The 15,930-nt window shown below is 64.1% G+C and carries 12 protein-coding genes; all 12 read left to right on the top strand.

Annotation, left to right across the window (positions count from 1 at the left end; genetic code table 11):
• The first annotated feature begins 3 nt into the window (after positions 1-3).
• Positions 4-690, top strand: coding sequence for a hypothetical protein (locus JQK88_RS18360; RefSeq protein WP_203279041.1), 687 nt, complete (start codon positions 4-6; stop codon positions 688-690).
• The gene (locus JQK88_RS18355; protein WP_203279040.1) at positions 687-1,004 is read left to right on the top strand and encodes a hypothetical protein; all 318 of its coding nucleotides are present in this window, start codon (positions 687-689) and stop codon (positions 1,002-1,004) included. The genes JQK88_RS18360 and JQK88_RS18355 overlap by 4 nt, the downstream gene beginning before the upstream one ends.
• 85 nt (positions 1,005-1,089) lie before the next feature.
• Positions 1,090-1,986 (top strand): class II glutamine amidotransferase, encoded by an 897-nt coding sequence (locus JQK88_RS18350; protein WP_192256107.1) that lies wholly within the window; start codon positions 1,090-1,092, stop codon positions 1,984-1,986.
• Between the two features lie 4 nt (positions 1,987-1,990).
• On the top strand, positions 1,991-2,719 hold the full coding sequence (locus tag JQK88_RS18345; protein ID WP_192256105.1) for a GltB/FmdC/FwdC-like GXGXG domain-containing protein: 729 nt from the start codon (positions 1,991-1,993) through the stop codon (positions 2,717-2,719).
• 6 nt (positions 2,720-2,725) lie between these two features.
• The gene (locus JQK88_RS18340; protein ID WP_192256103.1) at positions 2,726-4,054 is read left to right on the top strand and encodes an FMN-binding glutamate synthase family protein; all 1,329 of its coding nucleotides are present in this window, start codon (positions 2,726-2,728) and stop codon (positions 4,052-4,054) included.
• A gap of 35 nt (positions 4,055-4,089) precedes the next feature.
• Positions 4,090-5,397: a type III glutamate--ammonia ligase gene (gene glnT, locus JQK88_RS18335; RefSeq protein WP_192256101.1), complete on the top strand. Its 1,308-nt coding sequence runs from the start codon at positions 4,090-4,092 to the stop codon at positions 5,395-5,397.
• A gap of 36 nt (positions 5,398-5,433) precedes the next feature.
• Entirely contained in the window at positions 5,434-6,687 is a 1,254-nt protein-coding gene (locus tag JQK88_RS18330; protein WP_192256099.1) for a sarcosine oxidase subunit beta family protein, read from the top strand.
• A gap of 10 nt (positions 6,688-6,697) precedes the next feature.
• Complete coding sequence (locus JQK88_RS18325; protein WP_192256097.1) at positions 6,698-6,973, top strand: sarcosine oxidase subunit delta family protein; 276 nt, start codon at positions 6,698-6,700, stop codon at positions 6,971-6,973.
• 238 nt (positions 6,974-7,211) lie between these two features.
• Positions 7,212-10,190 (top strand): sarcosine oxidase subunit alpha, encoded by a 2,979-nt coding sequence (locus tag JQK88_RS18320; RefSeq protein WP_376740432.1) that lies wholly within the window; start codon positions 7,212-7,214, stop codon positions 10,188-10,190.
• Positions 10,183-10,803, top strand: a complete 621-nt coding sequence (locus JQK88_RS18315; RefSeq protein ID WP_203279039.1) for a sarcosine oxidase subunit gamma — start codon at positions 10,183-10,185, stop codon at positions 10,801-10,803. Before JQK88_RS18320 ends, JQK88_RS18315 begins: the two co-directional genes overlap by 8 nt.
• A 354-nt stretch (positions 10,804-11,157) precedes the next feature.
• Complete coding sequence (locus JQK88_RS18310; RefSeq protein ID WP_203279038.1) at positions 11,158-13,527, top strand: trimethylamine N-oxide demethylase; 2,370 nt, start codon at positions 11,158-11,160, stop codon at positions 13,525-13,527.
• Between the two features lie 524 nt (positions 13,528-14,051).
• Positions 14,052-15,761, top strand: coding sequence for a trimethylamine N-oxide permease (locus tag JQK88_RS18305; protein ID WP_203279037.1), 1,710 nt, complete (start codon positions 14,052-14,054; stop codon positions 15,759-15,761).
• The last annotated feature ends 169 nt before the right edge of the window (positions 15,762-15,930 follow it).

Here is a 15,930-nt window from a genome sequence, read left to right as displayed (position 1 = left end):
CGAGTGTCTGACGTGACGACAGCATTGCTGGCCGGGGCGATAGCCTTGGCTCTCGTCCTGCACCTCGCCTGGCTTGCGCGCGCCAGCCGCAACAGGGCCAAGGCTGCTCTTGCCGCCGAGGTTGCAAGCATCCGAACCGTCATCGCAGATGCCGTCGATATTTCAGATGGCACGGTTGGCGTCGTCACGTGGGTGGGTTCGTGGAACGAACGGCGCGTGCAAGTGCGCACCATCGTCGACACGCTGGCGACGCGAAAACTGCCGGCGCGCTGGCTCAGCGTTTCGGTCACCGAACCGGTTGCGGTGCCGGCGACCTTCGACATGATGATGCGGCCGGGATCGCCGACCACCTTCTCCAATTTCGATCATCTTCAGCACACGCTTCCGAAAGCTCCGGGTTTTCCGGCCGAAGCCGTGTTGCGAACAGACTTAAGGGGCGCGCGCTTTCCGCAGAACCTGATCGCCAGTCATCTGGACATCTTTGCCCAAGGCCGCGCCAAGGAACTTTTGATCACGCCGAACGGTGTGCGCATCGTCTGGCTGCTGGCCGAGGCCGAACGCGCCCGCTACGGCGTGTTCCGGCAGGCTGCCTTCGGCACAAGACTCGAACCGGCGCTGGTCGAAAGGTTGCTCGCCTCGGCGTCGACGCTGCGCGATGCCATCAACAGACAGGAAAGGCAGGTGGCATGAGCGCACCCGCACCGACAAATCCTTATCTGGTGCTTGGCGCCGCAATCGTCCTGCCGGCAAGCGGCCATGTCATTCTGGGCGTGCCGGTGCGCGGCCTGCAATTCCTGTTCTTCATGGTGATCCTGGCCTGGGTGACGGCCAAGATCGCGCCGGCCGACGCCAGCTTTGTCGGCCGCCATGCCGGCGGCTTCCTGATCTATGCGCTGTCGATCCTGGATGCCTACAGAATCGCCCGTGTCCGCACCGCCACATGGGTTCACAGCGCCCGCGCGGGCAGCGATAGCGCACAAAGCGGCATTGAGCCGCATACGTAACTAGAGGAAAATTTTTTTCATATGATTGAATTCGGACAACGCATTCGATACATCATCTCTTAGCTGCAAACGCCGGGAGGCTGACATGTGTGGAATCGTCGGACTTTTTTTGAAGGACAAGTCGCTTGAGCCGCAACTCGGCTCGATGCTGTCGCAGATGCTCATCTCGCTCAGCGATCGCGGCCCCGACAGCGCCGGCATCGCCATCTATGGCGCCACTTCCAAAAACGAAGCCAAGATCACCATCCAGTCGGCCAAGCCCGAGCGCGATTTTCACGGCCTGGATGCCGAACTTGCCAAGGCCATCGGCGCACCGGTAAGCATCGCGGTGAAGTCGACGCACGCCGTACTCAGGACCGCGCCCTACAAGGTCGACGCCGCGCGCGAAGCGCTGCAGTCGATCCGGCCCGACGTGCGCATCATGGGCGCCGGCGAAGCGGTGGAGATATACAAGGAAGTCGGCCTGCCGGAGGCGGTGGTCGACCGTTTCGACGTCCGCTCGATGACCGGCACGCATGGCATCGGCCACACCCGCATGGCGACGGAATCGGCCGTCACCACGATGGGCGCGCATCCGTTCTCGACAGGCGCCGACCAGTGCCTGGTGCACAATGGCTCGCTGTCCAACCACAACAATGTGCGGCGCGAATTGCGGCGTGAAGGCATGACCTTCGAGACCGAGAACGACACCGAGGTGGCGGCCGCCTACCTCTCTTCGCAGATGGCGCATGGCAAGAATCTTGGCGAGGCGCTGGAAGGCACGCTTTCCGACCTCGACGGCTTCTTCACCTTCGTCGTCGGCACCAAGAACGGCTTTGGCGTGGTGCGCGACCCGATTGCCTGCAAGCCGGCCGTCATGGCCGAGACCGACCAGTATGTCGCCTTCGGCTCGGAATATCGCGCGCTGACCAAGCTGCCCGGCATAGACAATGCGAGGGTCTGGGAGCCAGAGCCCGCAACCGTCTATTTCTGGGAGCATTGAGCCCATGCCGGCAACCAAACTTTCGAAGGTGGCGCAAGACCAGGCGTCCCGGGTCTTCGATCTCGATGTGTCGTCGCTGCGCGAGCTCAACCAGGCGCTGCACAATCTGACGCCCGGCTCCAACGAGACGGCGTGGGAAGTGCTGCACCCGAAGGGCAGCCATTCGGTCGCCGTCGGCGTCGACCAGCCTGTCACCATCGATGTGCGCGGCAGCGTCGGCTATTACTGCGCCGGCATGAATGACGGCGCCACGATCACCGTGCACGGCTCGGCCGGCCCCGGCGTCGGCGAGAACATGATGTCGGGCTCGATCGTCATCAAGGGCGATGCCAGCCAGTATGCCGGCGCCACCGGCAGGGGTGGACTTCTGGTCATCGAGGGCAACGCATCCTCCCGCTGCGGCATCTCGATGAAAGGCATCGACATCGTCGTGCATGGCAATATCGGCCACATGTCGGCCTTCATGGCGCAATCCGGCAATCTGGTGGTGCTGGGCGATGCCGGCGACGCACTGGGCGATTCCATCTACGAGGCGCGGCTGTTCGTGCGCGGCAAGGTCGAAAGCCTGGGCGCCGACTGCATCGCCAAGGAGATGCGGGCCGAGCACATCGACCTGTTGCAGGGCCTGCTCGACCGCGCCGGCGTGACCGGCGTCAAGCCTTCGGAATTCAAGCGCTACGGCTCTGCGCGCACGCTCTACAATTTCAATATCGACAACGCCGACGCGTATTGAGGCAGCATGACCTACAAGAACCCGCCGACGACGCCGCGCAAATCCGCGACCTTCGACGACTACACGCTTTCCGAAATCCGCCGCGCCGCGGCGACCGGCATCTATGACATCCGTGGCGCCGGGGCCAAGCGCAAGCTGCCGCATTTCGACGACCTTTTGTTCCTCGGCGCCTCGATCTCGCGCTATCCGCTCGAAGGCTATCGCGAGCGCTGCGACACATCGGTGGTGCTGGGTTCGCGCCATGCGAAGAAGCCGATCGAACTGAAGATCCCGATCACCATTGCCGGCATGAGCTTTGGATCGCTCTCCGGTCCCGCCAAGGAAGCATTGGGCCGAGGTGCTTCGCTTTCCGGCACCTCGACGACCACCGGCGACGGCGGCATGACCGAGGAAGAGCGCGGCCATTCGAAGACGTTGGTCTATCAATACCTGCCGTCGCGCTATGGCATGAACCCGCGCGACCTTCGTCGCGCCGACGCCATCGAGGTGGTGGTCGGCCAGGGCGCCAAGCCCGGCGGCGGCGGCATGCTGCTGGGACAGAAGATCTCCGACCGCGTCGCCGAAATGCGCACGCTGCCGAAAGGCATCGACCAGCGCTCGGCCTCGCGTCATCCCGACTGGACGGGACCGGACGATCTCGAGATCAAGATCCTCGAACTGCGCGAAATCACCGACTGGGAAAAGCCGATCTACGTCAAGGTCGGCGGCGCCCGCCCCTACTATGACACGGCACTTGCGGTGAAGGCCGGCGCCGATGTCGTCGTCGTCGACGGCATGCAGGGCGGCACCGCGGCGACCCAGGAAGTGTTCATCGAAAATGTCGGCCAGCCGACGCTTGCCTGCATCAGGCCGGCGGTGCAGGCGCTGCAGGATCTTGGCATGCACCGCAAGGTGCAGCTGATCGTGTCGGGCGGCATCCGCAATGGCGCCGATGTCGCCAAGGCGCTGGCGCTCGGCGTTGACGCGGTTTCGATCGGCACGGCCGCCCTTGTCGCGCTCGGCGACAACGATCCGCGCTGGGAGGCGGAGTACAATGCGCTTGGCACCACCGCCGGCGCCTATGACGACTGGCACGAGGGCCGCGACCCCGCCGGCATCACCACGCAGGACCCCGAACTGATGAAGCGGGTCGATCCGATCGCTGCCGGGCGGCGTCTCGCCAACTATCTCAAGGTGATGACGCTGGAGGCGCAGACGATTGCGCGTGCCTGCGGCAAGAACAGCCTGCACAATCTCGAGCCCGAGGATCTCGTCGCGCTCACCATCGAAGCCGCCGCCATGGCCGGCGTGCCGCTGGCCGGCACCAACTGGATACCGGGGAAGAACGGCTTCTAAGACAGCATCCAAAATACCATAAGCGAGGAACTATAATGGGGAACGATCTCGCCGCATTCGCCAAAGAGAACGGCGTCAAATATTTCATGATTTCCTACACCGACCTGTTCGGTGGCCAGCGCGCCAAGCTGGTGCCGGCGCAGGCGATCGCCGACATGCAGAAGGACGGCGCCGGCTTTGCCGGTTTCGCCACATGGCTCGACCTGACGCCGGCGCATCCCGACATGCTGGCGGTGCCGGATCCGGATTCGGTCATCCAGCTGCCGTGGAAGCCCGATGTCGCCTGGGTCGCCGCCAATTGCATCATGGACGACAAGGAAGTCGAGCAGGCGCCGCGCAACACGCTGCGCCGTCTGATTGCGGAAGCCGCCATCGACGGCATGCATGTCAAGACCGGCGTCGAGGCCGAGTTCTTCCTGATCTCGCCGGACGGCAGCGTCATTTCCGACAAATACGATACGGCCTCGAAGCCCTGCTACGACCAGCAGGCGGTGATGCGTCGCTACGATGTCATCGCCGAGATCTGCGACCATATGCTGGCGCTGGGCTGGAGCCCCTACCAGAACGACCATGAGGACGCCAACGGCCAGTTCGAGATGAACTGGGCGTTCGACGATGTGCTTGCGACCGCCGACAAGCACTCCTTCTTCAAGTTCATGGTCAAGTCTGTCGCCGAAAAGCACGGCCTGCGCGCCACCTTCATGCCAAAGCCCTTCCAAGGCCTGACCGGCAATGGCTGCCACGCCCACATCTCGGTGTGGGACAAGGCGGGGAAGACCAACGTCTTTGCCGACAATGCGATGGAGCTTGGCCTTTCAGCCAAGGGCAAGAATTTCCTCGGCGGCATCATGAAGCATGCCTCGGCCCTAGCAGCTATCACCAACCCGACGGTCAATTCCTACAAGCGCATCAACGCGCCGCGCACCATTTCGGGCGCCACCTGGGCGCCGAACACGGTGACCTGGACCGGCAACAACCGCACCCACATGGTGCGCGTGCCCGGACCCGGCCGCTTCGAGCTGCGCCTGCCGGATGGCGCCGCAAACCCCTATCTGCTGCAGGCCGTCATCATTGCCGCCGGTCTCGACGGCATCCGCTCCAAGGCCGATCCCGGCAAGCGCTACGACATTGACATGTACCAGAACGGCCACACGGTGAAGGGCGCGCCGAAGCTGCCGCTCAATCTGCTCGACGCGCTGCGCGAGTTCGACAAAGACAAATCGCTGAAGGCGGCGCTGGGTGAGGAATTCTCGTCGGCTTACCTAAAGCTGAAGCACCAGGAATGGAATTCCTATGCTTCGCACTTCACGCAATGGGAGCGCGACCACACGTTGGACATCTAACCGTCCTAGCGGTGCGAGCGACCTCGGAATGAACGTATGAAATATTCGATCTTCTCGCTCGCCCGCGCCGCTCTTTCCGGTCACAAGAACTGGCAGCGCACCTGGCGCGATGCCAGCCCGAAAGACCACTACGATGTGGTGATCATCGGCGGCGGCGGCCATGGGCTCGCTACCGCCTGGTTCCTCGCCAGCGAGTTCGGCATCAGAAACGTCGCGGTGCTGGAAAAGGGCTGGATCGGTTCCGGCAATGCCGGCCGCAACACCACCATCATCCGCTCCAATTACGGCCTGCCCGGCAATACCGGCTTCTACGAACTGTCGATGAAGCTGTGGGAGCGGATGGAGCAGGACCTCAACTACAATTCGATGGTCAGCCAGCGCGGCGTCCTCAACCTCTACCATTCCGACGCCCAGCGCGACGCCTACGCGCGGCGCGGCAACACCATGCGCATCAACGGCATCGATGCCGAACTGCTCGACCAGGCGGCGCTGAAGAAGCTGCTGCCGTTCCTGAATTTCGACCATGCGCGCTTTCCCGTGCAGGGTGGCCTTCTGCAGCGGCGTGGCGGCACGGCGCGTCATGACGCGGTGGTGTGGGGCTATGCGCATGCGGCGAGCGAACTCGGCGTCGACATCATCCAGAATTGCGAGGTGACCGGTTTTGTCCGGGACGGTAACGGCAAGGTCACCGGCGTCGAGACGTCGCGCGGCAAGATCGGCGCTGGCAAGGTCGGTATGGCTGTTGCCGGTTCCTCCTCGCGCGTCGCGGCGATGGCGGGCCTGCGCCTGCCGATCGAAAGCCATGTGCTGCAAGCCTTCGTTTCGGAAGCGATCAAGCCGCTCATTCCCGGCGTCATGACCTTCGGCGCCGGCCATTTCTATGTCAGCCAGTCGGACAAGGGCGGGCTGGTCTTCGGCGGCGACATCGACGGCTACAATTCCTACGCCCAGCGCGGCAATCTGCCGGTAATGGAAGATGTCTGCGAGGGCGGCATGGCGCTGATCCCGATGATCGGCCGCGTGCGGCTTTTGCGTCAGTGGGGCGGCATCATGGACATGTCGATGGACGGCTCGCCGATCATCGACAAGACGCCGGTCGACGGGCTCTACCTCAATGCCGGCTGGTGCTATGGCGGCTTCAAGGCGACGCCCGGCTCAGGCTTTGTCTTTGCCCATCTGCTGGCGCGCGACGAGTCGCACAAGGAGGCGGCGCTGTTTCGCCTCGACCGCTTCCAGCGCGGCGCCATGATCGACGAAAAGGGCCAGGGCGCCCAACCGAACCTGCACTGAGGACAGCTCGATGCGTATTGTCTGTCCCTTCTGCGGCGAACGCGAACTCGGGGAGTTCAGCTATCTCGGCGACGCCAAGCCGGTGCGGCCCGCCGCGGACGCCGGCGAAGAGGCCGTCTACGAGTATGTCTATCTGCGCGACAACGTCGCCGGCGTGATGAGTGAGAACTGGTACCATGGCGGCGGCTGCCGATCCTGGCTGAAGGTCACCCGCAACACGCTGACGCACGAGATTTCGGCGGTGGAAGCAGCGGCGGGCGCCGGTGCGAGGCAGGTTGCGAAATGAGCTATTTTGGCCACGTCAGCGCTGCCCCTCACCTGCCTGCCGGCATCCTCTCCCCGTATAGAGATGGGGAGAGGGGCGCTCTCGCCAACGGTTTCGCCAATCATCAGCGCAGCAAGAAGAAGGGCGGCGTTGCGGCCAGCCCCCTTCGCCCCGTCACTATACGGGGAGAAGTGCCCGGCAGGGCGATGAGGGGCAGCGCTACCCTTCGCGATGACATCAAATCGAGAGGCTGGACATCGTGACCTCTCAATCCCATCGCCTCACCTCCGGCGGCCTCATCGACCGGTCCACGCCGCTCAACTTCCGCTTCGACGGCAAGACATTCTCCGGCTTCCAAGGCGACACGCTGGCATCGGCGCTGGTCGCCAATGGCGTCAAGCTGGTCGGCCGCTCGTTCAAATACCATCGCCCGCGCGGCATTCTCACCGCAGGCTCGGAAGAACCCAACGCGTTGGTCGAACTGCGCACCGGCGCAAGGCGCGAGGCCAACACCAAGGCGACTACGGCCGAACTCTATGAGGGGCTCGAAGCGGCCAGCCAGAACCGCTGGCCGTCGCTGCGCCACGATGTGATGTCGGTTAACCAGCTGTTCGCGCCGATCTTCGTCGCCGGCTTCTACTACAAGACCTTCATGTGGCCGGCGAAGTTCTGGGAGATGGTCTACGAGCCGGCGATCCGCCGCGCCGCCGGCCTCGGCCGTGCTGCGGTAGCCCCCGATCCCGACCACTACGACAAAGCCTGGGCGCATTGCGATGTGGTGATCGCCGGCTCCGGCCCGGCAGGTCTCGCCGCCGCGCTCGCAGCTGGTCGCAGCGGCGCCCGCGTCATTCTGTGCGAAGAAGATTTTGCGCTCGGCGGTCGGCTCTTGTCGGATGGCGGCATCATTGACGGCCTGCCGGCGGCCGACTGGATTGCACGCACGCTGGCCGAACTCGGCTCGATGCCCGATGTCCGCATCATGACGCGCACGACGCTGTTCGGCGTCTATGATGGCGGCACCTATGGCGCGATCGAACGCGTCAACGACCATCTGCCGACGCCGCCCGAGCATCAGGTGCGGCAGCGGCTGTGGCGGATCGTGGCCAAGCGTTGCGTCGTCGCGGCCGGCGCGATCGAACGACCCATCGTCTTTGCCGGCAACGACACGCCCGGCGTGATGATGGCCTCGGCGATGCGGACCTATGTCACACGCTATGCCGCCACGCCGGCAAGACGGATCGCACTGTTCACCAACAATGAGGATGGCTGGCGCACGGTCGAGACCGCACTCGCAGCCGGATTGCAGATCGCGGCGGTGATCGACGCACGGCCGGATGTATCGCCGGCGCATCGTTCACTCGCCTCCACGAATGGCTTCACCGTGCTGCACGGTTCGGTCAGCGGCGTCGAGGGCGGCAAGGACGGTGTGCGCAAGATTTCGGTGTCGCTGACCGGCGGTGCACGCGCCGAAGTCGAAGCCGACGGGCTCGCCGTTTCCGGCGGCAGGAACCCAGCGGTCGGGCTCACCTCCTATCATCGCGGCCGGCCGAAATGGCGCAACGACATCGCCGCCTTCGTCCCTGATGGCGCGCCTCCCGGCATGGTCGCCGCAGGTGCGGCCAATGGCGATTTCGGTCTTGGCGCCTGCCTGCGTGACGGTTTTGAAGCCGGTGCGGCCGCCGCGCGTGATGCAGGGCGGATCGGCAATGCGGGATCGACGCCTGTCGCCGACGACGAGGCTTTCTCGCTCACGCCCCTCTGGCATGTCACCGGCAAGGGCAAGGCCTTCGTCGACCAGCAACATGACGTCACCGCGTCCGACATCGAACTGGCACAGCGCGAGGGCTTTGAATCGGTCGAGCATCTGAAGCGCTACACCACGCTCGGCATGGCGACCGACCAGGGCAAGACCTCCAACGTTGCCGGCCTCGCCATCATGGCGGCTGTGACCGGCAAATCCATCCCCGAGACCGGCACGACGATCTACCGGCCGCCTTACGTGCCCGTCGCCATCGGCGCTTTCGCCGGCCATCATCGCGACGAGACTTTTCACTCGACGCGGCTGACGCCCTCGCATCACTGGGCCGCCGAACAGGGCGCGATCTTTGTCGACACCGGCCTGTGGAAGCGCGCGCAGTGGTATCCGCGCGCCGGCGAGAAGGACTGGCTGGAATCCGTGACACGCGAGGTCAAAGCGGTGCGCTCAGGCGTCGGCTTCTGCGATGTCTCCACCCTCGGCAAGATCGACGTGCATGGCCCCGATGCCGGCGTGTTTCTCGACCGCGTCTACATCAACACCTTTTCCAACCTCGCCGTCGGCAAGGCGCGCTACGGGCTGATGCTGCGCGAGGATGGCCTAGTCTATGATGACGGCACCACGTCGCGGCTGGCCGAAGACCATTATTTCCTGACCACCACTACAGCGAAAGCCGGGCTGGTAATACAGCACCTCGAATTCTGCCGCCAGGTGCTGTTCCCAGAACTCGACGTGCAGTTGACCTCGGTCTCCGACCAGTGGGCGCAGTTCTCCATCGCCGGGCCGAAGACACGCGATCTGCTGAAGGAAATCGTCGATCCGGCCGAGGACCTGTCCAACGAAGGTTTTCCGTTCATGGGCGCGCGCGAAGTAGCGCTGCGCGGCGGCATCAAGGCGCGGCTGTTCCGCATCTCTTTCTCCGGCGAGATGGCGTTCGAGATTTCGGTGCCGGCCCGCTACGGCGAGGCGATGGCGCGCAATCTGATGATTGCGGGAAAACCGTTCGGCGTGACGCCCTATGGCACGGAGGCGCTCGGCGTGATGCGCGTCGAAAAAGGCCATGTCGCCGGTCCGGAGCTGAGCGGAACGACAACCGCAGCCGATCTCGGCCTCGGCAAGATGATGTCGACCAAGAAGGATTTTATCGGTCGCGTCATGGCCGGCCGCGAGGCGCTGGTGGCGCCGGACCGGCAGGTCGTGGTCGGCATAAAGCCGGTCGACAAGGCAAGGCGCCTGCGCTCCGGCGCGCACATCATTCCGAAAGGGCAGACACCCGGCCCCGACAATGACCAGGGCTACGTCACCTCGGTCTGCTTCTCGCCGACACTCGACCAGTGGATCGGGCTTGGCCTGGTCGAACGTGGCCGCGAGCGCATCGGCGAGATCGTGCATGCGCACGACCCGCTGCGCGGCGAGGACTATGATGTCGAGCTCTGCAATCCCGTCTTCTACGATCCGGATGGAGGGCGCCAGCGTGGCTGAGTTTTCCTGGGATGTTCGAAGCCCGCTCGACCGGGCGCTTGTTGCCGGCGCTTATGGTGCACGGGGCGATGCCGGCGTGTCACTGACCGAGATCCGCGACTTCGATCTCGTCCAGGTGATGGCGCGGCGCGGCAAGGCGGTCGACATGGCCAAGGCAGCGAAGGCACGCTTCGGTGTGGCGGCTCCGCAAACACCGAAGGCGGTCGAGACGCCCGATGCAACGCTGATCTGGTCGGGACCGGATCAGTTCTTCGTGCTGTCGAAGGGTGGCAAGCATGCGGCGCTTGCCCCAGCCTTCGCGCAATCGGCGTCGCTCTCCGATCAATCGCATGCGCGGGTGCTGATCAGCATCTCCGGCGTCAAGGCGCGGACGATGCTGGCGAAGCTGTCGTCGATCGATTTGCATCCCGATGCATTTCCGGTTGGCGCGGCGGCCGCGACCTCGATGGACCACACCAGTGTCACGCTCTGGCGCGAGAATGATCGGGCGGATGGGCTGGCGGTGTTTAATCTCCTGGCGTTTGCGACTTTTGCCGAGAGCCTTTGGCACACGATGTTGGATTCGGCTGCGGAGTACGGTGTGGCGATTGGCCATTCCGAGGAACTGGCGTAGCGCTTGTGCGCGCCCTTCCCTTCCCCCCTTGTGGGGTGAGAAGCGGTCCGCTTTAGCGGACGAAAAGCCAATTGCTTGGCTTTTCGAGCTTCGAACGCCCTGAGCTTGCGAAGGGCCGGGCGGTGGCCCGATCCACCTGCCGGGTCCCCGCTGCTTCGCAGCGTCCCGACGTTCGCCGGCCTCCATCGTGCCACTGGCACGATGAATTCGCCTTCGGCGAACCGGCTGCTCACCCCACAAGGGGAGAAGGCAAGAAGCACTCCCCCGCCTTGCCAAACCCAACCGCGCTGCTATTCTTACAGCTAAAATAATTTCACACACAGGCAAACTTGTTTCTCGAACCGCAAGGCTGAGATGAGCCAGTCGCCCTACCCCACTATCGCAGCCGGACCGCCCCGACCGAGCCTCATCCTCCGGCCCAGCCAGATCGCGCTGCCGCCCGGCATGGAGCGTTATACGATCCAAGGCAATGGCGCCGTGCTGATCGAGGTCGAGGCTGGGGACACGTTCACCGTCCGCAATGTCGAGGGCGGCCAGGCTTGCGAGCTTTTGGCCTGGGACAAGTCGGGCGCCACCGACCCTTCCATCTTCGGCGAAAAATCCAACAGCAATGCCGCCGGCATCAAGGCGCTATTGGCCGAGGGCGATGACAGCCTCGCCTCCGTGCGCCGCGGCCTCGAGCGCCGCCAGGTGCAGATCGACCAGGCCAAGGCGGTGCGCGTGTTCGGCGGCGCGACGCCTGCCGGCACCGAGCAGGCGTTCACTATCGCGCGCGACGGTGCGATGCTGATTGCCGCCCCCGGCGGTCCGATGCTGGTCGATGGCCACGATACGGCCACGCCGCTCACCGTCATCGTGCGCCGCGCCACGGTGCGCCTGAAAACGAAATCGCAGCTTGCCGATCCGCTCGCCGATCCGGTGCTCGATCTCAGGGTGCATTCAGCGACCGCCGAATCCTACTTCGTCAAGGCCGGCGACTATCTGCAGATCATCGATGTCGACGGCCGCCAGTGCACCGACTTCCAGTGTTTTTCGGCACGCAAGCTGGACAAGGGCCGCGACCACCCGCTCGACGTGACGACGACGCGCACGCTGATGGGATCGAGCTATCCGATGCCCGGCCTGCATTCGAAATATTATGACCAGGACATGGAGCCGCTGGTCGAGGTGGTGCAGGACACATGCGGCCGGCACGACGCCTTCGCGCTCGCCTGTGCCGCCAAATATTACGACGACATCGGCTATCCCGGCCACACCAACTGCTCGGAGAACTTCAATCGCGCGCTGGCCGACAAGGGCGTGACGCCGCGCGCGGGCTGGATGGCGATAAACTTCTTCTTCAACACGGCGATCGACGCGCATGGCGTCATGGTGTCCGATGAGCCGTGGTCGCGTGCCGGCGACTATGTGCTGCTGAGAGCGCTGACCGACATCGTCTGCGTCTCCTCCGCCTGCCCCGACGACACCACGCCGGCCAATGGCTGGGACCTCACTGACATCCATGTGCGGACCTATTCCGGCCAGCACAAATTCTCGCGAGCGATCGCCAGACGCATGACGCCCGATTCGGAACCGAAAATGACCCGCGAGACCGCCTTCCACTCATCCTTCGCCAAGCACACCCGCAACTTCGTGGAGTACAGGGGCTATTGGCTGGCCAACGCCTTCGCCAAAGAGGGGCCGATCGCCGAATACTGGGCCTGCCGGCAGGACGCGGTGATCATGGACCTGTCGCCGCTGCGCAAGTTCGAGGTCACTGGCCCGGATTCCGAAGCGTTGCTGCAATACACGCTGACCCGTGACGTCAAGAAACTCGGCGTTGGCCAGGTGGTCTATTCCGCCATGTGCTACGAGCATGGCGGCATGATCGACGACGGCACGCTGCTGCGGCTCGGCAAGGACAATTTCCGCTGGGTCGGCGGCGACGACCTGTCGGGCGAATGGCTGCGCGAGACCGCATCGAGGCTCGGCCTCAACGTGCTGGTGCGCTCATCGACCGACCAGATGCACAATGTCGCCGTGCAAGGACCGAAGAGCCGCGACATCCTCAGGGAAGTCATCTGGACCTCGCCGCTGCAGCCTTCGATCGACGAACTCGAATGGTTCCGCTTCGCGGTCGCCCGCATCGGCGGCGGCAACGGCATCCCGGTCGTGGTGTCGCGCACCGGCTATACTGGTGAACTCGGCTACGAGATCTGGTGCCATCCGCGCGATGCCGAGAAAGTGTTCGACGCCATCTGGGAGGCCGGCCAGCCGCACGGGCTGAAGCCGATGGGCCTGCAGGCGCTCGACATGGTGCGCATCGAGGCCGGGCTGATCTTCGCCGGTTACGAGTTCTCCGACCAGACCGATCCGTTCGAGGCGGGCATCGGTTTCACCGTGCCTTTGAAGACCAAGACCGACGACTTCATCGGCCGCGAGGCCCTGATCCGGCGCAAGGAACATCCGCAGCACAAACTGGTCGGCCTCGACATCGACAGCAATGTCGCGGTCGGCCATGGCGACTGCGTACATGTCGGCCGCGCCCAGATCGGTGTCGTTACCTCAGGCATGCGTTCGCCGGTGCTGAACAAGAACATCGCGCTGGCGAGACTCGACGTCACCCATGCGGCCATCGGTACTGAGGTCGAAATCGGCAAGCTCGACGGCCACGCCAAGCGCCTGCCGGCGCGGGTCGTGGCCTTCGCCCATTACGATCCGCAGAAGACCAGACCGCGTTCCTGACGAGAGGCAATCGCTCCAGGTTTCGATTTTCCAAGCGTTGGCGCTGCCCCTCACCTGCCTGCCGGCATCCTCTCCCCGTATAGTGACGGGGAGAGGGGCGCTGTCTCGCCGATTTCGTCAACCATCGGCGTCGCAAGAAGAGTGCCAGCGTTGCGGCCAGCCCCCTTCTCCCCGTCACTATACGGGGAGAAGTGCCCGGCAGGGCGATGAGGGGCGCCGACTTTCGATAATTGGTGGCCTCCAACACTGGCCGGAATCTCACCTTCGCGTGATGCGATGCCTTGGCTCATGACGGCGGCCTCAAAGTGATGCTGATACTGGGCCTGCCGCACACGCGCGCAAGCGTGATGTGCACGACATCACAAATCGCTTGACGTGAAAGCGCGTCGGATCAATCTTCACTGTTAAGAAAAAAATACGACTGAGTGGAAACACCGGAGTCGTGAAGGTCGTTTGCCGGGGAACAAGCTTCGCGCAGTCGAGGCATCGCCGGCGGGAACAGCGAAAAAGGGGAATTCACAGACATGAGCTCCATTAGCACGGCCCTCGAGCAGCCTGCCGAAAGCAAGCTGCTCAGGCATATCGACTGGCGCGGCGCCTTCTGGGTGGCGAGCGGCGTTCCGGCCCTGGTCCTGTTTTCGATCGGCGGCATTGCCGGCACGACCGGAACGCTGGCCTTCCTGATCTGGACGGTGTCCATGATCATGGGCTTCCTGCAATCCTTCACCTATGCTGAGATCGCCGGCCTGTTCCCGAACAAGTCGGGCGGCGCCTCGATCTACGGCGCCACCGCCTGGCTGCGCTACTCCAAGTTCATCGCGCCGCTGTCGGTGTGGTGCAACTGGTTCGCCTGGTCGCCAGTGCTGTCGCTCGGCTGCTCGATCGCCGCCGCCTACATCATCAACGCGCTGGCGCCGGTCCCGCTCGTCACCGAGGCCTCGCCCGACGTCGTCGCCTATATTGCGGCGCATGCCGGAACGGCGCCCGCCGACGCCATCGCCGCGGTGACCGCGGCGGCAACGCCGGCGATCCGCACCTGGTCGCTGTGGAGCCACACGCTGGGGCCGGTCTCCTTCACCTTCAATGCCACCTTCTTCATCGGTGCGGTGCTGATGCTGATCATCTTCTCGATCCAGCATCGCGGCATTCTGGGCACCGCCAATGTGCAGAAGTATATCGGCCTGCTGGTCATCATCCCGATGCTTATCGTCGGCGTCGTGCCGATCGTCACCGGCCAGATCAACTGGGCGAATTTCTCGCCGCTGGTGCCGCTGGCCGCAGCCTACGCGCCGGAGCCTGGCTCGTGGAACATTCCCGGCTGGACGTTGGTGCTCGGCGGCATGTTCATCGCGGCGTGGTCGACCTACGGCTTCGAAACGGCTGTCTGCTACACCTCTGAGTTCAAGAACCCGGGCACCGACACCTTCAAGGCGATCTTCTATTCCGGCCTGCTCTGCATGCTCCTGTTCATCCTGGTTCCCTTCACCTTCCAGGGCGTGCTGGGTTTGAACGGCATGCTGGCGACGCCGATCGTCGACGGCTCCGGCGTCGCCGATGCACTGGCCGGCATGGTCGGTGGCGGCGCGCTGATCCACAGCCTCCTGGTGATGCTGATGATCCTGGCACTGGTGCTGTGCATCATGACGGCGATGGCCGGTTCGTCGCGCACGCTCTACCAGGGCTCGGTTGACGGCTGGCTGCCGCGCTATCTCAGCCACGTCAACGAGCATGGCGCGCCGACGCGGGCGATGTGGACCGACCTCGTCTTCAACCTGATCGTGCTGGCCATCGCTTCGGCCGACGCGACGAGCTTCTTCTTCATCCTCGCCGTGTCGAATTGCGGCTACATCATCTTCAACTTCCTCAACCTCAATGCCGGCTGGATCCACCGCATCGACAACGGCCACATCAACCGGCCTTGGAAGGCGCCGAGTTGGCTGCTCGGCGTCGGCGCCATCTTCGCCTATGTCAACGCCATCTTCATGGGCGCCGGCGCCAAGGTGTGGAACCCGATGGCGCTGTGGGCCGGGTTGATCACGGCTGCGTTGATCATTCCGGTGTTCTGCTACCGGCACTACGTCCAGGACAAGGGCAAGTTTCCCGACCACATGCTGGCCGACCTCGGCATGGCGGGCGCCGACCTGTCGGTCAAGAAGGCGGGCATGCTGCCCTACCTGACGCTTGTCGCCGGCGTGGTGGTGATGCTGCTCGCCAACTGGTACTTCGTCATCTGAAAATGACGGCTTGAACAGAAAGGGCGCGCCTCGGCGCGCCCACAGACTGCTGACAAACCCCTGGCATTTGCCGGGGGTTTTTGATTCACTGGGTCATGTTGAAGCGACCCGCCCCTGAACAGACCGCACTTGAGATGGTAACGTTGGATCAGTTGGTTCCGGCTGATCA

The organism is Mesorhizobium caraganae (genome assembly GCF_016836705.1).
In the GTDB taxonomy this organism is placed as follows: domain Bacteria; phylum Pseudomonadota; class Alphaproteobacteria; order Rhizobiales; family Rhizobiaceae; genus Mesorhizobium; species Mesorhizobium caraganae.
Note: the sequence above shows the minus strand (reverse complement) of the source record. Positions and strands in the feature narration are given on the sequence as shown.

What these genes read in the sequence shown, in the direction of transcription:
- JQK88_RS18345 (WP_192256105.1), top strand. Translation starts at nt 1,991, where the DNA reads ATGCCGGCAACCAAACTTTCGAAGGTGGCGCAAGACCAGGCGTCCCGG.
- JQK88_RS18355 (WP_203279040.1), top strand. Translation starts at nt 687, where the DNA reads ATGAGCGCACCCGCACCGACAAATCCTTATCTGGTGCTTGGCGCCGCA.
- JQK88_RS18325 (WP_192256097.1), top strand. Translation starts at nt 6,698, where the DNA reads ATGCGTATTGTCTGTCCCTTCTGCGGCGAACGCGAACTCGGGGAGTTC.
- glnT (WP_192256101.1), top strand. Translation starts at nt 4,090, where the DNA reads ATGGGGAACGATCTCGCCGCATTCGCCAAAGAGAACGGCGTCAAATAT.
- JQK88_RS18340 (WP_192256103.1), top strand. Translation starts at nt 2,726, where the DNA reads ATGACCTACAAGAACCCGCCGACGACGCCGCGCAAATCCGCGACCTTC.
- JQK88_RS18305 (WP_203279037.1), top strand. Translation starts at nt 14,052, where the DNA reads ATGAGCTCCATTAGCACGGCCCTCGAGCAGCCTGCCGAAAGCAAGCTG.
- JQK88_RS18310 (WP_203279038.1), top strand. Translation starts at nt 11,158, where the DNA reads ATGAGCCAGTCGCCCTACCCCACTATCGCAGCCGGACCGCCCCGACCG.
- JQK88_RS18330 (WP_192256099.1), top strand. Translation starts at nt 5,434, where the DNA reads ATGAAATATTCGATCTTCTCGCTCGCCCGCGCCGCTCTTTCCGGTCAC.
- JQK88_RS18350 (WP_192256107.1), top strand. Translation starts at nt 1,090, where the DNA reads ATGTGTGGAATCGTCGGACTTTTTTTGAAGGACAAGTCGCTTGAGCCG.